The organism is Luteimonas panaciterrae, assembly GCF_020511115.1.
GTDB classification, from domain to species: Bacteria; Pseudomonadota; Gammaproteobacteria; order Xanthomonadales; family Xanthomonadaceae; genus Luteimonas; species Luteimonas panaciterrae.
Genome location: NZ_JAJAVH010000004.1, coordinates 248,169 through 268,050, shown reverse-complemented (window position 1 = coordinate 268,050; position 19,882 = coordinate 248,169). Strand labels below are relative to the sequence as shown.

The window sequence follows — 19,882 nt, the reverse complement described above, 5'->3', positions numbered from 1 at the left end:
GCCCCCTCTCTTCGAGGACCGCATGCACCACTACGAGTTACGGCGAGAAGTAGGACGAAATGCTCGACCAGACGCCGCTCAACTGCGAGTAGCCGTCCGGATCCTTGGGCGCCGAGCAGTAGGACGTGCCGCCGTAAAGACCGCCGCGCAACTGGTACGTGCCCGACGAGTCGATGGTGAACAAGCCCGAGCCGGAGGAACCGCCTTCGGTCACGCCCGCATCCCAGACCACCTTGTACAGCGGCGACTTGCCGTCGAGCGAATACGATAGGGCGGTGACCTTGCCCAGCGAGTACTTCTTCAGATCGCCCGCCGGATGGTGGATGCCTTCGATGGCCGTATTGGTGGAGGCGATGGCCGCGCTGTTCCAGCCAGCATAGACGGCACCGCTGGGCGGTGCGTTCTTCAGCTCCAGCAGCGAGGTGTCGCGCGTGGTGTTGGCGTGGCGGAGATAGGCGCCGCCGGTGAGCGTCACCGCGTTCGGGTTGGCGGTGTCGTTGTTGCAGCCGGTCGCATCGAAGAACCAATAGGTCTGCAGGGTGCTGGCGACTGTCGAGGTACTGATGCAGTGCGCGGCGGTCCAGAACAGTTGGCGCTTGGGCGAGTTGCTGTTGTTCAACAGCGTGCCGGAGCACAAGTAGGAGCCACCACCGGAAGTGAAGACCATGCGCGCCACCGCCTTGCTCGCGGCCAGGAAGCCGGCACTCGGATTCACGCGACAGACGATGTCCTGCTCGCACGAATCGCTCGCGCCGACGCCAGTCGCCCGGGCCAGGTCACGCGTGCTCGCGGCCGGGTCCACGTCCAGATGCGAGAGCTGCGGCACGGTGAGCGAGAGGCCGCTCGGACGCTGGCCCTTGGGCAGCACGATCTCGACCGTCAAGGTGTCGCCGGCCACGACCGGCGACCAGCCGGTATCCGCATTTGCGAAATCGCCGCCTTTCTCCTCGAACACGCGGCCGTCGTTGCCAGCGAAGCGCAGCGTCACCGCTGCCGGATCGCCGCCCAATTTGCCCGTCGAGCGCAGCTGCAACCCGGCGCGCAGTGCCACCGCGTTGGTCGATGTCAGCGTGAAGCGGGCGCCGCGCGAACCGTCGGGCAGGGCTTCCCAATTCAGCCCGTTGAGGTCGATACGGCTGCGGCCGACGCTGCGGGCGAAGCCGATCTCCAACGGCTGACCGTGCTTGGCCTGCTCGGCGCGACGCTTGGCCACCGCGGTGAAGGCCGCCTTTTCCGGCAGTCCGAGATCAACAGCCCGGATCGCGCCGGCCTTGCCGGTCGTGGCGAATTCGGCACCGCCCAGCGCCTTGGCCACGGGAGCGGCGGTCACGGGCGAGGGCCCCATTTCGGCAGCCGAGACGAGGGCCGTGAAACCCGACAAACCGGCCAGCAGCGCGAGAGAAAGCACGTTCTTGCGGATCATGAGTAAGGGATTCCTGTGTACGGTGGGAGGCCGGCAGCCCCCTCCGGCACAGATCAAGGGGTCAGGCATCGGGGCTTATCTGCTTAAACGCAGCCCACGTATCGCTCCCTACCATTTCGATGCCGCAATGCTGATTTCGTGACTTCGTTGTTTTCGCGATTGAGCTACAATTTCAAGTCTTTTTCACACCGGCTTAATCAATTGTCATGATCGAACTCAATCCCATTCGTCAGCGCATCGCCGATCTCACCGGGCGGCTGGTCGCGCTCAGGGGGTATCTTTGACTACGACGCCAAGCGCGAGCGTTTGGAAGAAGTCGAGCGCGAACTAGAACACCCCGATGTCTGGAACGATCCCGAACGCGCACAGGCGCTCGGCCGCGAACGTTCCATGCTCGACAAGACCGTCAACGGCATCCGCTCGCTGATCGAAGGGCTCGATGGCGCGGCCGAACTGCTCGACCTCGCCGAAGCCGAGAACGATGAAGACACCGCCAACGCGGTGGTCGAGGACGTGGAGCGTTATGCCGTCCATGTCGACAAGCTGGAATTCCAGCGCATGTTCTCGGGCGAGATGGATTCGGCCAACGCCTTCGTCGATATCCAGGCCGGCGCCGGTGGCACCGAAGCCCAGGACTGGGCGGAAATGCTGCTGCGCATGTATCTGCGCTGGGCCGAGAGCCGCGGCTGGAAGACCGAACTGCTGGAAGTGAGCGGTGGCGATGTCGCCGGCATCAAGTCGGCCACCTTCCGCGTCGAGGGCGAATTCGCCTATGGCTGGCTGAAAACCGAGATCGGCGTGCATCGGCTGGTGCGCAAGTCGCCCTTCGATTCGGACAACCGGCGCCATACCTCGTTCACCTCGGTGTTCGTCTCGCCCGAAGTCGACGACAACATCGATATCGACATCAATCCGGCCGACCTGAAGACCGATGTCTACCGATCCTCCGGTGCCGGCGGCCAGCACGTCAACAAGACCGAATCGGCGGTGCGCATCACCCACGTGCCCAGCGGCATTGTGGTGGCCTGCCAGACCGAACGCAGCCAGCACGCCAACCGCGACCGCGCCATGAAGATGCTGGCGGCCAAGTTGTACGAGATGGAAATCCAGAAGCGCAACGCCGAAAAGGATGCGCTGGAAGCCACCAAGTCCGACATCGGCTGGGGCAGCCAGATCCGCAACTACGTGCTCGACCAGAGCCGCATCAAGGACCTGCGCACGGGCGTGGAGCGCACCGACACACAGAAGGTGCTCGACGGCGATCTGGACGAGTTCGTCGAGGCGAGCCTGAAATCCGGCCTGGAGGCTGGTTCCAAACGCGCCGACGCTGTCTAATCCGAGCACGCGGGTTCCTCCGCAACAGCCCGCATCTCCGCCGCGCTGACGGCGCGGCTACGATCCACGGACTTTCCACAAAAACCTTTTCACCGACCCTATGACCGACGAGACCCTGCCACCTGACGAAAACGCCCTGATCGCCGAGCGCCGCCACAAGCTCAAAGCGATCCGGGAGCAGGGCATCGCCTTCCCGAACGATTTCCGCCGCGTCGACCATGCCGGCGACCTGCAGGTCGACTACGCCGATGCCGAGCAGTGGACCGGCGAAGCCCTGGAAGCCACCGGACGCCGCGTCACCGTCGCCGGCCGCCTGCTCGCCAAGCGCGTAATGGGCAAGGCCGCGTTCGCGCAGATCCAGGACGTCAGTGGACGCATCCAGCTGTTCCTGCAGTCGACCGCGCTCGGCGAACAGTACGACGCGTTCAAGGGCTGGGACGTCGGCGACATCGTCGGCGCCGAAGGGACACCGATGCGTACCAAGACCGGCGAGCTGTCGGTCAAGGTGGACAAGCTGCGCCTGCTCACCAAGTCGCTGCGGCCATTGCCGGACAAGTGGCATGGTCTGTCCGACGTCGAGCAGCGTTATCGCCAGCGCTACGTCGATCTGATCGTGACGCCGGAAGCGCGTGACGTGTTCTTCAAGCGTTCGCGCATCATCGCCGCGATCCGCCAGTGGCTCGATGCGCGCCGCTTCCTGGAAGTGGAAACCCCGATGATGCATTACATCGTCGGTGGCGCCACCGCCAAGCCGTTCACCACGCATCACAACGCGCTCGGTCTGGATCTGTATCTGCGCGTCGCGCCAGAGCTGTATCTGAAGCGCCTGGTCGTCGGCGGCTTCGAGCGCGTGTATGAGATCAACCGCAACTTCCGCAACGAAGGCGTCAGCACGCGTCACAACCCCGAGTTCACCATGCTCGAGTTGTACGAGGCCTATGCGACGTACACGGAAGTGATGGATCTCACCGAATCGATGATCCGCGACGTGGCGCAGCAGACGCTCGGCACGACCGCGCTGCAATGGGAAGGCAATGCCATCGACGTCGGCCCCGCGTTCCGGCGCTGGAAGCTGGAAGAAGCGGTGCGCGAACTCAACCCGCAGATCAGCGCGGCCGACTGTCGTGATCGCGAAGCGCTGGCTCGGCATTGCGAAGCGTTGAAGATTCCGGTCAAGCCTTCGTATGGATGGGGCAAGCTGCTGCTCGAGATCTTCGAGAAGACGGTCGAAGCCGGATTGATCCAGCCGACCTTCATCACCCATTACCCGGTGGAAGTCTCGCCGCTGGCGCGCGAGTCCGACAGCGAACCCGGCATCACCGATCGTTTCGAACTGTTCGTCGGCGGCAAGGAACTGGCCAACGGATTCTCCGAGTTGAACGACCCGGAAGATCAGGCGGCCCGTTTCCGCGCCCAGGTCGAGGCCAAGGCCAGCGGCGACGACGAGGCCATGCACTACGACGCCGACTACATCCGCGCGCTCGAAGTCGGCCTGCCGCCGACGGGCGGTCTCGGCGTGGGCATCGACCGGCTGGTCATGCTGCTGACGGATTCGGCATCGATCCGCGACGTGTTGTTGTTCCCTTACATGCGCCCGGAAGCTGCGAACTGATCGCTGCGACAGCTTCCGTACATGACGCTCGCCGTCAAATTGTGACCATGTACTCCAGCTGTTGATGCCGAGCCTTCCGAGGATCGGCTTCCGAGGCGATCAACACGGGTTCAGCACTTGCTTGCTTCTGTTAAAACGGGCGAGTATGTCGACGTTTGGATCGGGGAAATGACCCTCATCAAGCGGGGCAGGATCATCAGTGAATATCGTCATCGTCGATGACCAAACGTCCGCGCGCACGATGCTGCGGCACATCCTCGAGGATATCAGCCCGGAACTCGAGGTCCACGACTTCGGCGATCCGCAGGCGGCGCTGCGCTGGTGCGAGGGTAATCGCCCCGATTTGCTGCTGCTCGACTATCGCATGCCCGGCATGGACGGCCTCGAATTCGCGCGCCGCTTCCGTCGTCCGCTGCTGCATCGCGACGTCCCGATCGTGCTGGTGACGGTGGTCGGCGACGAGCCGATCCGCCAGGCCGCCCTGGATGCCGGCGTCATCGATTTCCTGGTCAAGCCGGTGCGGCCGCGCGAGCTGCGTGCGCGTTGCCGCAACCTGCTGCAATTGAGGCAGCAGTCGGAATCGGTGAAGCAACGCGCGCTCTCCCTCGAACAGCGTCTGCTGGCGAGCATGCACGAAGTGGAGGAGCGCGAACGCGAGACCTTGACCCGGCTGGCCCGCGCCATCGCCTACCGCGACGCCGGCACCAGCGCCAACCTCGAACGGCTCGCACAGGTCGCGGGCCTGGTCGCCGAGGAGATGGGGCTGTTCGAGGACGAGGTGCGCATGATCGAACTCGCCGCGCCCCTGCACGACATCGGCAAGATCGCGATCCCGGACGCCGTGCTGATGAAGCCGGGCCCGCTGACCGAGGAAGAAATCACGATCATGCGCAAGCACCCGCAGATCGGTTACGAACTGCTGAACGGCAGCCAGAACCGCTTCATCCAGGTGAGCGCCATCATCGCGCTGCGACATCAGGAACGCTACGATGGCAGTGGGTATCCGGATGGGCTGTCCGGCGAGCAGATCCCGATCGAAGCCAGGATCGTCGCGGTCGCCGATGTATTCGATGCCCTGATCTCGAAACGTCCTTATAAGGATGCATGGGCCATCGACGAAGCACTGAGCTACCTTTCGCAGCAACGCGGCAAACTGTTCGATCCGCGCTGCGTGGACGCGTTGTTGCGCAACCGTCAGCGCCTGCTGGCGATCTGCGAACGCACTTCCGAGTCGTTCATATCGCTCCCGAAGCTGCAATGATCATGTGATGAACCGCTTTCTGCCCTGGCTGAAATCGCGCTTCTCGAACCGCCCGGACAGCGAGCATGGGCAGGCGCTGGTGCGGATCGCGGTGATCACCGTGGTGCTGGTGTACCTGTTGTGGATGCTGGCCACCGATACCCACCTCAGTCCGGCCTTCCGGGACGTGCTGCTGTTCGTGGCCACGGGCTTCATGGTCGGAATCGGCATCCTCGTCGGTATCGTCCTGCGGCCGGGCGTGTCGCACGTCCGCCGCGTCATCGGCATGGTGTCCGACTATGGCCTGATGGCGGTCGCCATGGTCCGGATGGGCGAGCCGCTGGGCTGGTTCTACATCATCATCATGTGGGTGACGATCGGGAATGGTCTGCGCTTCGGCAACCGTTACCTGTTCGGCGCCATCGCCATGGCGGCGGTCAGTTTCGGCGCCGTGCTGGTCTTCACGCCTTACTGGCGCCACAACTCCAGCGTCGGCATTGGACTGCTGGTGGGATTGATCGCGGTGCCGTCCTATCTGTCCGGTCTGCTGCGGGCCTTGACCCGCGCCCGTGACGAGGCCAGGCGCGCGAACCAAGCCAAGAGCATGTTCCTGGCCAACATGAGCCATGAATTCCGCACGCCGCTCAACGGCCTGTCGGGCGTGTCGCAATTGCTGGCCACGACCAATCTCGATACGGAACAGCGCGAGTATCTGGCCACCATGCAGGCGTCCACGCGCAGCCTGCTCGCACTGGTCGAAGATGTGCTCGACATTTCCGCGATCGAGGCGGGCAAGCTCAAGGTCACCGTCGGCGAGTTCTCCCTGCGCGAGCTGCTCAACGGCATCGACCTGATCCTGCAGCCGTCGGCCAAGGCCAAGAATCTGGTCTACGAGTCGAACATCGCCAGCGGCACCCACGACCGTTTGCGCGGCGATGTCTCGCACCTGCGCCAGGTGATGCTCAATCTGGCCGGCAACGCGGTGAAGTTCACGCAGCACGGTTCGGTTCGGTTGGACGTATCCCAGCTCGACAGGCGCGATGGTCGCGTGTGGCTGCGCTTCACCGTGACCGATACCGGCATCGGCGTTCCGGAATCGGCGCATGCGCGCCTGTTCCAGGCCTTCGAGCAAGGCGACGGCACGCTGTCGCGCGATTACGGTGGCTCGGGCCTCGGCACCACCATCGCCAAGGGACTGGCCGAGGCGATGGGCGGCACGATCGGATTCGAAAGCAAGGAACATGTCGGCAGCCGCTTCTGGGTGGAGCTGCCGTTCGAGGAAGTGGTGACCGCCGAGGATGCCGCCGCTGCGCAGCGGCCGTCGATGGAGAACATCATCTCCTTCGACGATCCCTTCCTGCGCCATCGCGCCCGCGTCCGCAACATGCAGATCCTCATCGCGGACGACCACGCCGCGAACCGGATGGTGCTCGAACGCCTGCTGCAGAAGGCCGGCCACAACGTGGTGACGGTCGAGGGCGGCGACGCCGTGCTCGACGCGATGGAGATCAGCGAATACGACGCGGTGATCGTCGATCTGCACATGCCTGGCTTGAGCGGACTGGACCTGCTGCGACACCTGCGCGTGATCGAAGCGGGCCGCAAGCAGACGCCGGTACTCGTGCTGAGCGCGGACGTGACGCCGAAGTCCATCGCCGATTGCGAGCGGGCAGGGGCGCGCGCCTTCCTCGCCAAGCCGGTCTCGACAGAGAAGCTGCTCGACCTGCTGGCGGAATTGGCGCAACCCGGATCCTCCGCCGCCTTGCCACGCCGCTCGAGCAATCCGGTCGCGACCCCGGCGACAACGAACACGCTACGTAATCAGAACACCCCGACGGCCGACGACATTTTCGATCCGGCGGTACTGGACGAACTGTCGGCTCTCGGCATGGGCGAGGCATTCGAGTCCGAATTTGTAAGGCAATGCCTCAAGGACGCCGATGCCTGTCTGGCCGGCATCGAACAAGCGGCGACGAGCATGGACTGGGCCGCGCTGCGCGATCACGCGCACGCGCTCAAGGGCGTCGCCAGCAATATTGGGTTGGTCGGCCTCAGCAGTGCATGCGGCGAGGTCATGCGATTGGCCGAATGGCAGGTGCGGCGCGAATGGAAAGCTCGCCTGAGCCGCCTGCACGAACAATTCACGGTTGGCCGTAGCGCCCTCGACGCGCGCGTCCGCAACAGGCCCGCGCGCGACGGTGGCCGCCCCCAGCACTAATCCATTAGCGCAGAGCTTCGCTTGCTCCGGTTGTTTCGTTGCGACGCGACTGCGCGCGCACGATGCGTTCCATCATGCGTAGCGAGCGCTCGGTCAGCGCCAGCGCCGTGTCGACCCAAACCTCGGTGATGCCCATCAGTTCGTCGTAACCGACCGGGCGGGCAATGTTGCGCACCGTGTTCATGGCCAGGTGCGCGTAAGGCGCACGCTGCTGCTGGCGGATGAGATCTTCCACCGCGGCCTCGCCTTGGCCCTTCGGCACGAGGATGTCGACGACGCCCATGCGATGCATTTCCTCACTACTGTAGATGTTGCCTTCGAGGATGATCTTTTCCGCCAGCTGCGGGCTGACGCGCTTGCACAGGAACGAGTAGGCGCCCATGCCCGGGAACAATCCGAACAGCACTTCCGGCAGGCCCATGCCGACGCCTTCCTCGGCGACGATCGTGTGGCAGGCCAGGGCCATCTCCAGGCCGCCGCCGAGCGCATCACCCTGGATCAGCGCGATGCTGCGGATGTCGCCGCCCATGCCGGAATGCAGCTGATAGACGCCGTCAACGCAACGGCGTGCATAGGCCAGCAGCTGCGCGCGGTCGTTCTTGCGGATCAGGTTGGCGAACAGTTCCAGGTCGCCGCCGAGATTGAAGGCCGCGGCATCGGAGGCGAGCACGAAGTGGCGCAGCTTGCCGGGCTGACGCTGGCTGTCACGAAGTGTGATGGATGTCATAAAACTCCAAATATCTTCGAGCAGGTCGGTGCGGAAACAAGGGCGGCTGCTCTGGCTGATATTGGTGTGCATGTACAGCCAGTGCGCGGTTTCGGCAGGATCGGATTCGACCCGTATCGTGGGAAAAGTGCGGGTACGGAGAAGTTTTTCTACGTTGGTCATTGCGATGTCCTCGGGGGTGGGCCGTCCGTTGGCGGATGAAAACGGGGTGATTCCCATTTTCCGAGGATGCTACACCTGAACTTTAGATAAAAAATAAGCCCCTCGAGAGGGGCTTATGTTTGGACGATTGGAGATATTCGCTTCAGGACGGCGAAGATTCTCTGAGCTCGCGCCGCAAAATCTTGCCCACATTCGTCTTCGGCAGTTCCGTGCGGAATTCCACGTATTTTGGATGCTTGTAGCCCGTCAGGTTTTCGCGGGCATGCGCCTTGACCTGGTCGGCGGTGAGGTTGGGGTCCTTCTTGACGATGACCACCTTGACCGCTTCGCCGGATTTCTCGTCAGGCACGCCGACGGCGGCCACTTCGAGAACGCCTGGCATCAGCGCGATCACGTCCTCGACCTCGTTCGGATACACGTTGAAGCCTGAGACCAGGATCATGTCCTTCTTGCGATCGACGATATAGAAGAAACCCTTTTCGTCCATGCGGGCCATGTCGCCAGTGTGCAGCCAGCCATCGGCATCAATGACCTGCGCGGTTTCCTCCGGACGATTCCAATACCCCTTCATCACCTGCGGGCCTTTGATGCACAGCTCGCCGACTTCGCCGGTCGCCAGGATTCGATTTTCTTCATCCTTGACGCAGGCGTCGGTGGAAGGCACTGGCAAACCGATCGAACCGTTGTAGTCGGTCAGGTCCATCGGATTCATGCAGGCGGCGGGGGAGGTTTCGGTGAGGCCGTAGGCTTCGACCAGGGTCACGCCGGTCACTTTCTTCCAGCGTTCGGCAACCGCGCGCTGCACGGCCATGCCACCGCCGAGGGTGAGACGCAGCCGCGAGAAATCGATGTCACTGAAACCGGGCGTGTTGAGAAGACCATTGAACAACGTGTTGACGCCAGTGATGGCGGTGAATGGCTCGCGCTTGAGTTCCTTCACGAATCCCGGCATGTCGCGCGGATTGGTGATGAGGATGTTCAAACCACCGAGCTTCATGAACACCAGGCCGTTCGCCGTGAGCGCGAAGATGTGATACAGCGGCAGCGCGGTGATGATGGTTTCATCGCCGGGCTTCGCGACCGTGCTCACCCAGGCCGAAGCCTGCTGCATGTTGGCGACGAGATTGCGATGCGTGAGCATCGCGCCCTTGGCGACGCCGGTGGTGCCGCCGGTGTATTGCAGAAAGGCGATGTCCTCGTGATCGATCTCGATATCGGGCAGGGCATGGCGCTGTCCGAGCGTGAGCGCATCGTTGAAACGAACGGCACCGGGAATGTCGTAATCCGGCACCATTTTCTTGACGTACTTCAGAACGAAATTGACCAGCGTGCCTTTCAAGCCAAGCAGGTCGCCGAGCCCGGTGGTGATCACCTGTTTCACCTGCGTGCCGGCCAGTGCCTGCTGCACGGTGTTGCCGAAGTTGTCCAGCACCAGCACCACGCTCGCACCGGAATCGGCGAGCTGATGCTTGAGCTCGCGCACCGTGTACATCGGGTTGGTGTTGACCACGGTCAGGCCCGCGCGCAGCACGCCGAATGTCGCGATCGGGTACTGCAGGCAGTTCGGCATCATGATGGCGACGCGATCGCCCTTCTTGAGCTTCAGTTCGCCGAGCAGATAGGCCGCGAAGCGTTTGCTCAGCGCATCGAGTTCCGCGTAGGTGATCCGCTTGCCCATGCTGGAGAACGCCGGACGATCGCGGTAGCTCTCGATGGTCTTCTGCAGGACGGCCGGGACCGAGTGAAACTCGTTGACGTCGATTTCGGCCGGAACCCCCGCGGGATAACTGCTCAGCCAGGGACGATCGAGGGTCATGCAGCTCTCTCCAATAAACGTGGTTGGCGGGGCGCCCGTGGGGTGGCGTCTTTGATTGGATTGGAGCATAGGCTCTAGGAGCGAGCAAGCGCGTGTTTTTGTGCAGCAATGCTGCACCGCGCTTGACCGCCTGGCCGTGAATCTCGAGTTCGTGGCCGGTAATGCCGGTAGCCGACGACCAAGGGCATAAACTGCCAATTTGGGTAGATATCCCGCTCGGGATATCTCGAACTAAAACGATGCTTCCTGAAAGCGAAATCCCCGCTTGAGCGGGGATTTCGGGAAGTGAACCGAACGACTTAAGTCAGGCCGTCTTTAAATCAGGCCGCCTTCTTCGCCGCCAGCTGACGCAGCACGTATTGCAGCAATCCGCCGTTACGGAAGTATTCGACTTCCTTCGGCGTCAGCAGCAGCACGTCGACCTCGAAGCTCTTCTTGCTGCCGTCGGCCTTGGTGGCGGTGACGGTGGCCGTCTTCGAGGCGCCTTTCTGCAGACCGGTGACGTCGAAGACTTCCGAACCGTCCAGCCCCAGGCTCTGCGCGTTCTCGCCGTTGCGGAAGCGGCAGGGCAGCACGCCCATGCCGACCAGGTTCGAACGATGGATACGCTCGAAACTTTCCGCGATCACGGCCTTCACGCCGAGCAGATTGGTGCCCTTGGCGGCCCAGTCGCGCGAGGAACCGGTGCCGTACTCCTTGCCGGCCAGCACCACCAGCGGCGTGCCATCGGCCTTGTACTTCACGGCGGCGTCGTAGATCGCCAGCTTTTCGGGAGCCGCGCCGCTCTTGGCGTCGGTGTGCTTGCCAAAATACAGCGTATTGCCACCTTCCTCACCGCCGAACATCAGGTTCTTGATGCGGATGTTGGCGAAGGTGCCACGCACCATCACGTCGTCATTGCCGCGGCGCGAGCCGTAGCTGTTGAAGTCGGCGGGCTGCACGCCGCGCGACTGCAGGAAGCGGCCCGCCGGCGAATCCTTCTTGATGTTGCCGGCCGGCGAGATGTGGTCGGTGGTGATCGAGTCGCCGAACAGGCCCAGCACGCGAGCGCCGTGGATGTCGTCGATCGAGCCGACCGCCATGGTCATGCCGTCGAAGTAGGGCGGATTCTTGATGTAGGTCGAGTCGCCGTCCCACTGGTAGGACTGGCCATCGGGCGAGGCGATCTGGTTCCAGCGGGTGTCGCCCTTGAACACGTCGGCGTAGTTCTGCGCGAACAGTTCCGGACCGACGGTGGCGGCGATGGCGTCGCCGATTTCCTTGTTGGACGGCCAGATGTCGCGCAGATAGACATCCTTGCCTGCGCTGTCGTGGCCGATCGGCTGCGTGGTCAGGTCGATGTTCACCGTGCCGGCGATGGCGTAGGCCACGACCAGCGGCGGCGAGGCGAGGTAGTTCGCCTTCACTTCCGGATGCACGCGGCCTTCGAAGTTGCGGTTGCCCGACAGCACCGAGGCCACGACCAGTTCGTTCTCGGCGATGCCCTTGGACACTTCGTCCGGCAGCGGGCCGGAGTTACCGATGCAGGTGGTGCAGCCGTAGCCGACCACGTAGAAGCCGAGCTTCTCCAGATCGCTGAGCACGCCGGCCTTCTTCAGATAATCGGTCACCACCAGCGAGCCCGGCCCGAGCGAGGTCTTCACCCAGGGCTTGGCCTTCAGGCCGAGCTTGACGGCGTTGCGGGCCAGCAGGCCGGCGCCGAGCATCACCGCCGGGTTCGATGTGTTGGTGCAGGAGGTGATCGCGGCGATCACCACCGAGCCGTCGGACAGCTCGGCGTCCTGATCGTTGATGCGGATCTTGGATACCGGCGCAGCGGCCAGGTGCTCCGCCTGCGGCTGATCGCCGCCCTCGGCGTCCAGACGGGCAACGCCGCCGTTGCCCTGTGTCTTGCGGTTGGCGATCAGCGGGCCGAGGCTCTCGCTGAAATTGCTGTGCACGTCTTCCAGCAGCACGCGGTCCTGCGGGCGCTTGGGGCCGGCGAGCGAGGGCTTGACGTCGCCCAGGTTGAGCTCGAGCGTGGCCGAGTACACGGCATGTGGCGATTGCGCGTCGTGCCACAGGCCCTGCGCCTTGGCATAAGCCTCGACCAGCGCGATCTGCTCTTCCGAGCGGCCGGACAGGCGCAGGTAGGTCAGCGATTCGGCATCGATCGGGAAGATGCCGCAGGTAGCACCGTACTCGGGCGCCATGTTGGCGATGGTGGCGCGGTCGGCCAGCGGTAGGTGCTGCAGGCCGTCGCCGTAGAACTCGACGAACTTGCCCACCACGCCGAGCTTGCGCAGCATCTGGGTGACGGTCAGCACCAGGTCGGTCGCGGTGGTGCCTTCGGGCAGCTGGCCGGTGAGTTTGAAGCCCACCACCTGCGGGATCAACATCGAGGAGGGCTGGCCCAGCATCGCGGCCTCGGCCTCGATACCGCCCACGCCCCAGCCGAGCACGCCGATGCCGTTGATCATGGTGGTGTGGCTGTCGGTGCCGAACACGGTGTCCGGGAACACCAGGGTTTCACCGTCGACCTCGCGCTCCATCACCACGCGGGCGAGGTTCTCCAGGTTCACCTGGTGCACGATGCCGGTGTTCGGCGGCACCACCTTGAAGTTCTCGAACGCCTTCTGGCCCCAGCGCAGGAAGCCGTAGCGCTCCTTGTTGCGCTCGAACTCGATCTTGCCGTTCAAATCCAGTGCGTCCGGACTGCCGAACACGTCGACCTGCACCGAGTGGTCGATGACCAGCTCGGAGGGAATCAGCGGATTGATCTGCTCCGGCTTGCCGCCGAGCTTCACCACCGCGTCGCGCATCGCCGCCAGATCGACCACGCAGGGCACGCCGGTGAAGTCCTGCAACACCACGCGCGCCGGCATGAAGGCGATCTCGGTGTCGGGTTCCTTGGTCGCGTCCCAGGTCGCCACCGCCTCGATGTGCTCCTTGCCGACGGTGATGCCGCCATCCTCATGGCGCAGGAGGTTCTCCAGCAGGATCTTCATCGAGTAGGGCAGCTTGGTGATGTCGAAGCGCTCGCCGAGCTTGGGGAGGCTGGAATAGGTGTAGGACTTGCCGTTGACGTCCAGGCGGGTGCGGGTGGAGAAGGAATCGTGGGCGGGCATGGGACTGTTCCTGATGGCTGGGGCGGGGAGCCCTGGCAGTGGTGTCTGAAGAATCCGCTTTTGGTGGAAAGTCCGCACCTGGATGTGCGGGCTCTTGCGGAAGGATCCGCGTACAGTATGACGGTTTGAGTATGCAAATGAAAGTATGTATGCTCCATCCATACCCGGAACAGCCATGCCCGGAACAGCATAGGAGGCGTCCCATGGAAGCCACTGTCGCCGAACGCGGCCAAATCACGCTGCCCAAGGCGGTTCGAGACGCCCTGGGCCTGACCAAAGGCACCACCCTGAAGGTGGAGCTGGACGGCGGCCGCATCATCCTGCGCAAAGATGTCACTGAAGCACTGCGCAAGGTGCGCGGCAAGTTCAAGCTGGTCGATGGGATGACCAGCACCGACGAGGCCCTGCGCGCCGTCCGCGGCCGCGCTCCGGGCGATCCAGTGGAATGATCGCACTCGACTCGTCAACGTTGCTTGATGTCCTGATCGGCGACCCGGTGCATGCCGAGTCGTCGGAAATCTGCATCGGCGAGGCGCTGGCGCGGGAGGACGTGGTCGTCTGCGACGCCGTCGTGGCCGAAGTGCAGGCGATGCTGGACACCTCGGTCAGCCTGCTGGACACCCTGGCGTCGCTGGGCATCCGCTACGAATCGACCCACGAGGGTGCCGCGATGCGCGCCGGCCACATGTATCGCCGCTTCCGCACGCGCGGGGGCAAGCGCGAGCGCGTGGTCGCCGATTTCCTGATCGGCGCGCACGCGCTGCTGCAATGCGATGGCCTGATCACCCGCGATGCCGGGTTCTATCGGGATTACTTCAAGGGCCTGAAGCTGATCGTGCCGGATTGAATCCCCGACTCAACGCGAATTCCGCCGTAGCAGGAATGACGAACATCTTGACTCGCCATTCCCGCGTCAGCAGCGCAATTACCGCGGAGGCGGCAATCGCACGCCGTTCTGCGCTGCCCAGATCTCCACGCGCGTATTGAACGACTGCTGCAGCTGGCTGTTGAACGGCGTGCCGCTGTCGAGCCTGCCCAGATCGCCATCGACGTTGTCGAGCACCTTGTGGCCGACATCGCGCATGTTCTTGAGCAATGTGCCGCCGTATTCGGTGCCGAGGCTGTTGAGGAAATCGGCCGTCTGCTGCGGAGTCAGCCCACGCTCGGCCGCGTAGTGGGTCAACAGCGGCAGCGGGCTCAGGCCCTCGCCGCTGGTGTCGTACAGAATGCCTGCGGTCTGTTCGTTGAAGCCGACATCCTGCATGAACTTCTTCGCGGTATCGGTCTGATACTTGTCGGCTTCCTGCTTCTCGCGATACGCGCTCACGCCCAGGCTGGTCAATGCGGCCACGCCGCCGACGATCGCGCCCGCCGGTCCCCATGCGGAGCCCGCGCCGAAGATGGCGACCGCGCCGCCGAGGGCACTGGTGGTCTGCAACGCGCCCTGTAGCGCGTCGCCTTCGCCGAAGGCTTCCACGGCACCGACCACATCCAGGGCGACACCCACGCTGCCCAGCAGCTTGGTGACGCCGGCACTGTTCGCGTAACGGCCCAGCGCGCTGGTATCGCTGATCAGGCCCGCGCCCGTGCCCATCTGCGAGATTTGCTGGGCGACGTCGAACCCTTGCGCGGTCGCGTTGACGACGTTGATGAAATCAGGATCGTCGAGCGCCATCGACGTCGCCTTGGCGAAGGACAAGGCGCTGACGGTCGAGGCGAGGCTGCGGAAGACCTGTCCACCGGCGGTGTCGGCCGCGAAGGCTTCCTGCGTGCTCAGGTCGCCGTTGAGTCGGTCGACGAGCGCACGCAGCTGTTCCGGCGTGCGGGCATCGCCGTTGGCGATTTCGGTGTTGAGCGTGCGCAGCTCATCGATGGCATTGCTCAGCGCTTGATCGGACAGGCCGAGCGAGCGCGCCAGCCCAGGTGATTTGAGCGCTTCCAGATCGGAGACCAGGCGTTGCGGATCCGGCGTGCCGCCCGCGTTGATGCCTTCCATCATCGCGCTGCTCACCTGCTGCCGCAGGAATGTCGTGCCCAAGGCCTGCGCGATCTGCGGCGTGGCCTTGAAGCCACTGCCGCCACCGCCGGCCGCCGCCGCCATCCAGTCACGGGTGGCGACCATGTTCGGGGTGGTGGCGAGGTTCGGGTTTTCCTGCAGCGCCAGCTTCACCGCGAACTGCGATTCCTTGGAACTGAACATGGTTTCCGTCAGCGCTTGCGCCTTGAGTTCCGGCACCGACGTGCGTAGCTCGTTGGCGGCGTCCAACATCAACTGGCCATGTTCGGCCAGCTCACCCCGCAACGATTCGTATTTGCTCCGCCATTCGGGACTTTGCGCCTGCAGGTAGTTGTCGACCGCCTTTTGCAGGTTCTCCGGCGTCGCGTTCTGGCCCAGGTTGGCGACGTGCCAGTTCAGATCCTTCGTATGGTTGGCGTATTCCTGCGTGAGCCGCGTGGTTTCCGAGTTGTGATAGCTGATGATGCGCTCGACCAGGGCGAACGGTTGGCTCGCGCCATCGACCTGCGCCCGCTTGGCAAGATCGATGTACATCGAGATGCCTTCCATCGATGCCTTGTCGTCCAGCGTCATGCGGGCCGTACCGAACTCGTCCGGCATGACATCACTGAGAGCAGGGTTGCTGCTGGCCTGATCCACCAATTTGTTGAATAGCCCGGTGTTGCCGGATTCCTTGGCGATCGCGGCCAGGCGGCCGGTCTGCTCCAGGATCGACTTGTTCTCGAAGCTGGCGCCGCTGTTGTAGTTCTGCTGGATGGCGCCCTGCAGATCGCCGAGGACGTTGTCGACCAGCGCCGTCTTGGCCGCGGGATCGTCCATGCCCTTGACCGCGTTGGCCAGGGTTTCCATCGCCGTGGCGATCTTGCCCAGATTCTGCTGCTGCGCCGTCGCCGGCTGCGCCCATTTGGACGGGTCTTCCAACTGGCCCAGTTGACCACGCACGTCGTCGGCGACGGTGCGCGTCACATACTGGTCGTTGGCGGCATCGAGCTTGTCCTCGGCCTGCTGATAGGCCTGCTCGATCTGATGGATTCCGCTCCAGTCCTTGGCCTGATTGGCGCGTTCGATCGCCGCGTCACGGCTGTCGTGGAGATTCTGGATGGTATCCGGGTGCGTCTGGCCGTACAGACCGTTGTCGGTCGTGGTCTGGGTGATCGCGTCGTCGGCCGTCTTGATCTGTTGCGACTGCGGACGCGGGGCCGGATCGCGAGGCGGCGGCGGTGGGGGAGGCGGCGGAGGCGGAGCTCTCCGGACGGTGTCGTTCATGCGAATCCCCTTGCAGGTAGCAGACGATGACAAGCATCCACAGGACAATCCGCCCGAGAGTAGTCAGCACGTCATTCCGTCACCAGCTAGGGGCGACCCTAGGACTCCGCATTAATGATTCATGCAAGGCGATCAACGCAATAGGATTAACGCAGGGAAGCGTCGATCGCCGCGAGCATCTGCCGCCGGCTCCACAGGAAATCGAGCAGGCTGCCGCCCATCTGCCGCCACAGCACCGCCGAGCGCACCGCCGCCAGCAGCACGGCGCGGATTTCCGAGACGATGTCGTTCTGTCCGAGATAATGCGGATTGCCTTGCACCATCACCTTCGGGCGCAGGTGGCTGATGGTGTCCGCATACAGTTGCCCGAGCGCGGTCAGCACTTCGGGATGGGTGCTGCCCAGGCGTTCCGCGAGCGGCGCGGTCGCGAGGATGCCCTCGTGCACGTGCGCGGCCATCGCGCCGTCGCGCACGAAGCGGCGTTCGATCTGCAGCACCGCCAGCGCGAGCCGCGGCAGTGCCTCGTCCTTGTTCTCGTTGCGGAAGTATTCGCGCAGCAGGCGCAGGCCGGGGCGGAGAGCTTCCACATTGCCGTAGACGGCCTCCGGCGATTCGGCGTCGATGCGGAACACGCTGTCGAGCGCGGTTTCCAGCACCGAGCCCTCCGCCTGTCCGGTTTCGGCGACGCGGCGCACTTGTTTGAGCGCCTGCAGCAGGCCGGCGAGGGCGAGGATACGTTCGTGCATCAGGCCGCCGCCTCCCGTCGCGGCAATGGCAGGGTGATTTCCAGGGGCGCATCGGTGGATGCGATCACGGCGCCGCCCAGGCAGACGTCGCCGTCGTAGAGCACCAGCGACTGGCCCGGTGTCATCGCGCGCTGCGAACGCGCAAAGCGGACTTCCAGCGTGCCGTCGTCGGTCACCTGCACGTCGCAGGCTTCATCCGTCTGGCGATAGCGGATCTGCGCGGTGCAGGTGAAAGCGGAAGCCGGCGGGCTGCCGGCGATCCAGTGCGCGGTCTCGGTCTTCGCGACGCCCGACAGCAAGTAGGGGCTGTCGCTGCCCTGATCGACATACAGCAGATTGCGTTCGACATCCTTGCCGACCACATACCAGGGCGCGGCATCGAATCCGCGCACGCCGCCGAGCTGCAGGCCTTCGCGCTGTCCGAGCGTGAAATAGAACACGCCCGGGTGCGTGCCGACGACACGCCCGTCGGGCGTGCGCATCTCGCCGGGCTTGGCCGGCAGATAGCGCGACAGGAATTCGCGAAAATCGCGCTCGCCGATGAAGCAGATGCCGGTGGAATCCTTCTTGGCGGCGGTCGGAAGTCCGGCCTCGGTGGCGATGCGGCGAACCTCCGGCTTGGCCAGATCGCCTAGCGGGAACAACGTCGCCGCGAGCTGCGCCTGCCCGAGCTGATGCAGGAAGTAGCTCTGGTCCTTGGCACGGTCGCGGGCGCGCAACAGCTGCCAGCGGCCGGCGTTGTTCGCGACTCGCGCGTAGTGTCCGGTGGCGATGCGCTCGGCGCCGAGATCACGGGCGGCATCGAGGAAATGCTTGAACTTGATCTCGCGATTGCACAGCACGTCCGGATTCGGCGTGCGGCCGGAAGCGTATTCGGCGATGAAGTAGGCGAACACACCGTCCCAATATTCTTTCGAAAAATCCCGGAAGTGGATCGGCAAGCCGAGACGCCCGCACACCGCCACCGCATCGCGGCGATCATCCTCGGCGCGGCAGTCGCCGCTGCCGTCGTCGGCCCAGTTCTGCATGAACAGGCCCGCGATCGGTTCGTTGGCGTCGCGCAAGAGCAGGGCGGCCACCGACGAATCGACACCGCCCGACATGCCAACGATGGTCCGGACAACGGTCATGCTCACACCACCAGATGCGTCAGCATCGACAGCGGATAGCGCTGTCCGGCCAGGTGATCGGTCACCGCCTGCCAGACCAGCGGACTGCGATGACGCTCGCGCGCCTCCAGCAGTTCGGCCGGCGTCATCCAGACCGCGCGCACGATGCCCTCGTCGAGCGGACGCGCCGGGTCGTGGGCGACCGGCTCGGCGGCGAAGGCGAAACGCAGGTAATGCCGGCCATCGCTTTCGCCGTCGCGTGGCGGCGCCTTCCATTGATAAGCGCCGACGAAGGCGGTCAGGCGCACATCCCAGCCGGTTTCCTCGAGCGTCTCGCGCAGGGCGGCCTGTTCCAGGCTTTCGTCCGGTTCAAGGTGGCCGGCCGGCTGGTTGAGCACCAGTCCGCCGTTGACGCGCTCTTCCACGCACAGCAGGCGCCCGCCGTCGACCACGAGGGTGGCGACGGTCACGTCGGGTTGCCAGAAACGTCCTTCGCGATAGCTCATAGGACTATTGTCACATGCCATGTCCGCACCGTGCCCAACCATTGGGCCGCCATTCGGCGGATCGATCGTACAAGTGATTGATTCACGGCGGCGTGTCGATGCCAACCTGATGCCGACCGATCCTGGATTGGCGACGCGAAATGCGGAGAGCGTGCATTTTTCAACGCGACGGCGCCCCTCGTATAATTCGCGGATGGCCAACACCCCACGCGAACACGAGCATGATCACGGCGTCGCCGTGGAAACCAGCAAGCCGGAAGTGGCACGCCCGCCGCTGTATTCCGTCTTGTTGCTGAACGATGACTACACGCCGATGGACTTCGTCGTCGACGTTCTAGTGCGCTTTTTCGCCATGAATCTCGACAAGGCCACCCAGGTGATGTTGCACGTGCACACTCGCGGCCGCGGCGTTTGCGGTGTTTACACGCGCGAAGTGGCGGAGTCCAAGGTGGCGCAAGTCAACGAATATTCCCGTCTCAACCAGCATCCGCTGCTATGCACGATGGAGAAAGCGTAAGCCGGACGTGAGCCAGAAAGGAGAGCTTGTGCACGCTCTCTGAATCGTTGCCGTGGGATTCTGCGTCCCGCCACCTGTACA

Annotated in this window: 15 protein-coding genes; 7 read left to right on the top strand and 8 right to left on the bottom strand. The window is 64.0% G+C overall.

Annotated elements, in window-relative coordinates; all coding sequences use genetic code 11:
* Positions 1-37: 37 nt before the first annotated feature.
* The gene (locus LG367_RS06080) at positions 38-1,423 is read right to left on the bottom strand and encodes a trypsin-like serine peptidase (protein ID WP_226468329.1); all 1,386 of its coding nucleotides are present in this window, start codon (positions 1,421-1,423) and stop codon (positions 38-40) included.
* Positions 1,424-1,629: 206 nt separating this feature from the next.
* Between LG367_RS06080 and prfB the strand changes: the two genes are divergently transcribed.
* The 4 genes from prfB to LG367_RS06060 all read left to right on the top strand — a co-directional run bounded on the left by prfB (position 1,630) and on the right by LG367_RS06060 (position 7,828).
* Positions 1,630-2,758, top strand: a protein-coding gene (gene prfB, locus LG367_RS06075; protein ID WP_226468328.1) for a peptide chain release factor 2 whose coding sequence is annotated in 2 segments (ribosomal slippage) — positions 1,630-1,704 and positions 1,706-2,758 — 1,128 coding nt in all. Because the reading frame shifts where the segments join, the coding sequence is not laid out codon by codon here.
* 100 nt (positions 2,759-2,858) lie between these two features.
* Positions 2,859-4,370: a lysine--tRNA ligase gene (gene lysS / locus LG367_RS06070; protein WP_226468327.1), complete on the top strand. Its 1,512-nt coding sequence runs from the start codon at positions 2,859-2,861 to the stop codon at positions 4,368-4,370.
* Between the two features lie 199 nt (positions 4,371-4,569).
* On the top strand, positions 4,570-5,631 hold the full coding sequence (locus LG367_RS06065; protein WP_226468326.1) for an HD domain-containing phosphohydrolase: 1,062 nt from the start codon (positions 4,570-4,572) through the stop codon (positions 5,629-5,631).
* Between the two features lie 7 nt (positions 5,632-5,638).
* Complete coding sequence (locus LG367_RS06060; protein WP_226468325.1) at positions 5,639-7,828, top strand: ATP-binding protein; 2,190 nt, start codon at positions 5,639-5,641, stop codon at positions 7,826-7,828.
* Positions 7,829-7,832: 4 nt separating this feature from the next.
* On the opposite strand, the gene LG367_RS06055 is transcribed toward LG367_RS06060, so the two are convergent.
* The 3 genes from LG367_RS06055 to acnA form a co-directional block, all read right to left on the bottom strand.
* A complete protein-coding gene (locus LG367_RS06055; protein WP_226468324.1) occupies positions 7,833-8,717 on the bottom strand; it encodes a crotonase/enoyl-CoA hydratase family protein in 885 nt (294 codons plus the stop codon).
* 142 nt (positions 8,718-8,859) lie between these two features.
* Positions 8,860-10,533 (bottom strand): long-chain fatty acid--CoA ligase, encoded by a 1,674-nt coding sequence (locus LG367_RS06050; RefSeq protein ID WP_226468323.1) that lies wholly within the window; start codon positions 10,531-10,533, stop codon positions 8,860-8,862.
* 320 nt (positions 10,534-10,853) lie between these two features.
* Positions 10,854-13,640 (bottom strand): aconitate hydratase AcnA, encoded by a 2,787-nt coding sequence (acnA, locus tag LG367_RS06045; RefSeq protein ID WP_226468322.1) that lies wholly within the window; start codon positions 13,638-13,640, stop codon positions 10,854-10,856.
* 203 nt (positions 13,641-13,843) lie between these two features.
* Between acnA and LG367_RS06040 the strand changes: the two genes are divergently transcribed.
* The gene (locus LG367_RS06040) at positions 13,844-14,089 is read left to right on the top strand and encodes an AbrB/MazE/SpoVT family DNA-binding domain-containing protein (protein ID WP_226468321.1); all 246 of its coding nucleotides are present in this window, start codon (positions 13,844-13,846) and stop codon (positions 14,087-14,089) included.
* Entirely contained in the window at positions 14,086-14,487 is a 402-nt protein-coding gene (locus tag LG367_RS06035; protein ID WP_226468320.1) for a type II toxin-antitoxin system VapC family toxin, read from the top strand. The genes LG367_RS06040 and LG367_RS06035 overlap by 4 nt, the downstream gene beginning before the upstream one ends.
* A gap of 78 nt (positions 14,488-14,565) precedes the next feature.
* Here the strand turns inward: LG367_RS06035 and LG367_RS06030 are convergent, their stop codons facing one another.
* The 4 genes from LG367_RS06030 to LG367_RS06015 form a co-directional block, all read right to left on the bottom strand.
* On the bottom strand, positions 14,566-16,923 hold the full coding sequence (locus LG367_RS06030) for a hypothetical protein (RefSeq protein WP_226468319.1): 2,358 nt from the start codon (positions 16,921-16,923) through the stop codon (positions 14,566-14,568).
* 146 nt (positions 16,924-17,069) lie between these two features.
* Positions 17,070-17,669: a high frequency lysogenization protein HflD gene (hflD, locus tag LG367_RS06025; protein WP_226468318.1), complete on the bottom strand. Its 600-nt coding sequence runs from the start codon at positions 17,667-17,669 to the stop codon at positions 17,070-17,072.
* Complete coding sequence (mnmA, locus tag LG367_RS06020; protein ID WP_226468317.1) at positions 17,669-18,799, bottom strand: tRNA 2-thiouridine(34) synthase MnmA; 1,131 nt, start codon at positions 18,797-18,799, stop codon at positions 17,669-17,671. Before mnmA ends, hflD begins: the two co-directional genes overlap by 1 nt.
* A 2-nt stretch (positions 18,800-18,801) precedes the next feature.
* Entirely contained in the window at positions 18,802-19,284 is a 483-nt protein-coding gene (locus LG367_RS06015) for an NUDIX hydrolase (RefSeq protein WP_226468316.1), read from the bottom strand.
* A 193-nt stretch (positions 19,285-19,477) separates the two neighbouring features.
* On the opposite strand from LG367_RS06015, the gene clpS reads away from it, so the two are divergent.
* Positions 19,478-19,801: an ATP-dependent Clp protease adapter ClpS gene (gene clpS, locus LG367_RS06010; protein ID WP_264179798.1), complete on the top strand. Its 324-nt coding sequence runs from the start codon at positions 19,478-19,480 to the stop codon at positions 19,799-19,801.
* Positions 19,802-19,882: the final 81 nt, after the last annotated feature.

What these genes read in the sequence shown, in the direction of transcription:
- LG367_RS06080 (WP_226468329.1), bottom strand. Translation starts at nt 1,423, where the DNA reads ATGATCCGCAAGAACGTGCTTTCTCTCGCGCTGCTGGCCGGTTTGTCG.
- lysS (WP_226468327.1), top strand. Translation starts at nt 2,859, where the DNA reads ATGACCGACGAGACCCTGCCACCTGACGAAAACGCCCTGATCGCCGAG.
- LG367_RS06060 (WP_226468325.1), top strand. Translation starts at nt 5,639, where the DNA reads ATGAACCGCTTTCTGCCCTGGCTGAAATCGCGCTTCTCGAACCGCCCG.
- LG367_RS06055 (WP_226468324.1), bottom strand. Translation starts at nt 8,717, where the DNA reads ATGACCAACGTAGAAAAACTTCTCCGTACCCGCACTTTTCCCACGATA.
- LG367_RS06050 (WP_226468323.1), bottom strand. Translation starts at nt 10,533, where the DNA reads ATGACCCTCGATCGTCCCTGGCTGAGCAGTTATCCCGCGGGGGTTCCG.
- acnA (WP_226468322.1), bottom strand. Translation starts at nt 13,640, where the DNA reads ATGCCCGCCCACGATTCCTTCTCCACCCGCACCCGCCTGGACGTCAAC.
- LG367_RS06040 (WP_226468321.1), top strand. Translation starts at nt 13,844, where the DNA reads ATGGAAGCCACTGTCGCCGAACGCGGCCAAATCACGCTGCCCAAGGCG.
- LG367_RS06035 (WP_226468320.1), top strand. Translation starts at nt 14,086, where the DNA reads ATGATCGCACTCGACTCGTCAACGTTGCTTGATGTCCTGATCGGCGAC.
- LG367_RS06030 (WP_226468319.1), bottom strand. Translation starts at nt 16,923, where the DNA reads ATGAACGACACCGTCCGGAGAGCTCCGCCTCCGCCGCCTCCCCCACCG.
- hflD (WP_226468318.1), bottom strand. Translation starts at nt 17,669, where the DNA reads ATGCACGAACGTATCCTCGCCCTCGCCGGCCTGCTGCAGGCGCTCAAA.
- mnmA (WP_226468317.1), bottom strand. Translation starts at nt 18,799, where the DNA reads ATGACCGTTGTCCGGACCATCGTTGGCATGTCGGGCGGTGTCGATTCG.
- LG367_RS06015 (WP_226468316.1), bottom strand. Translation starts at nt 19,284, where the DNA reads ATGAGCTATCGCGAAGGACGTTTCTGGCAACCCGACGTGACCGTCGCC.
- clpS (WP_264179798.1), top strand. Translation starts at nt 19,478, where the DNA reads ATGGCCAACACCCCACGCGAACACGAGCATGATCACGGCGTCGCCGTG.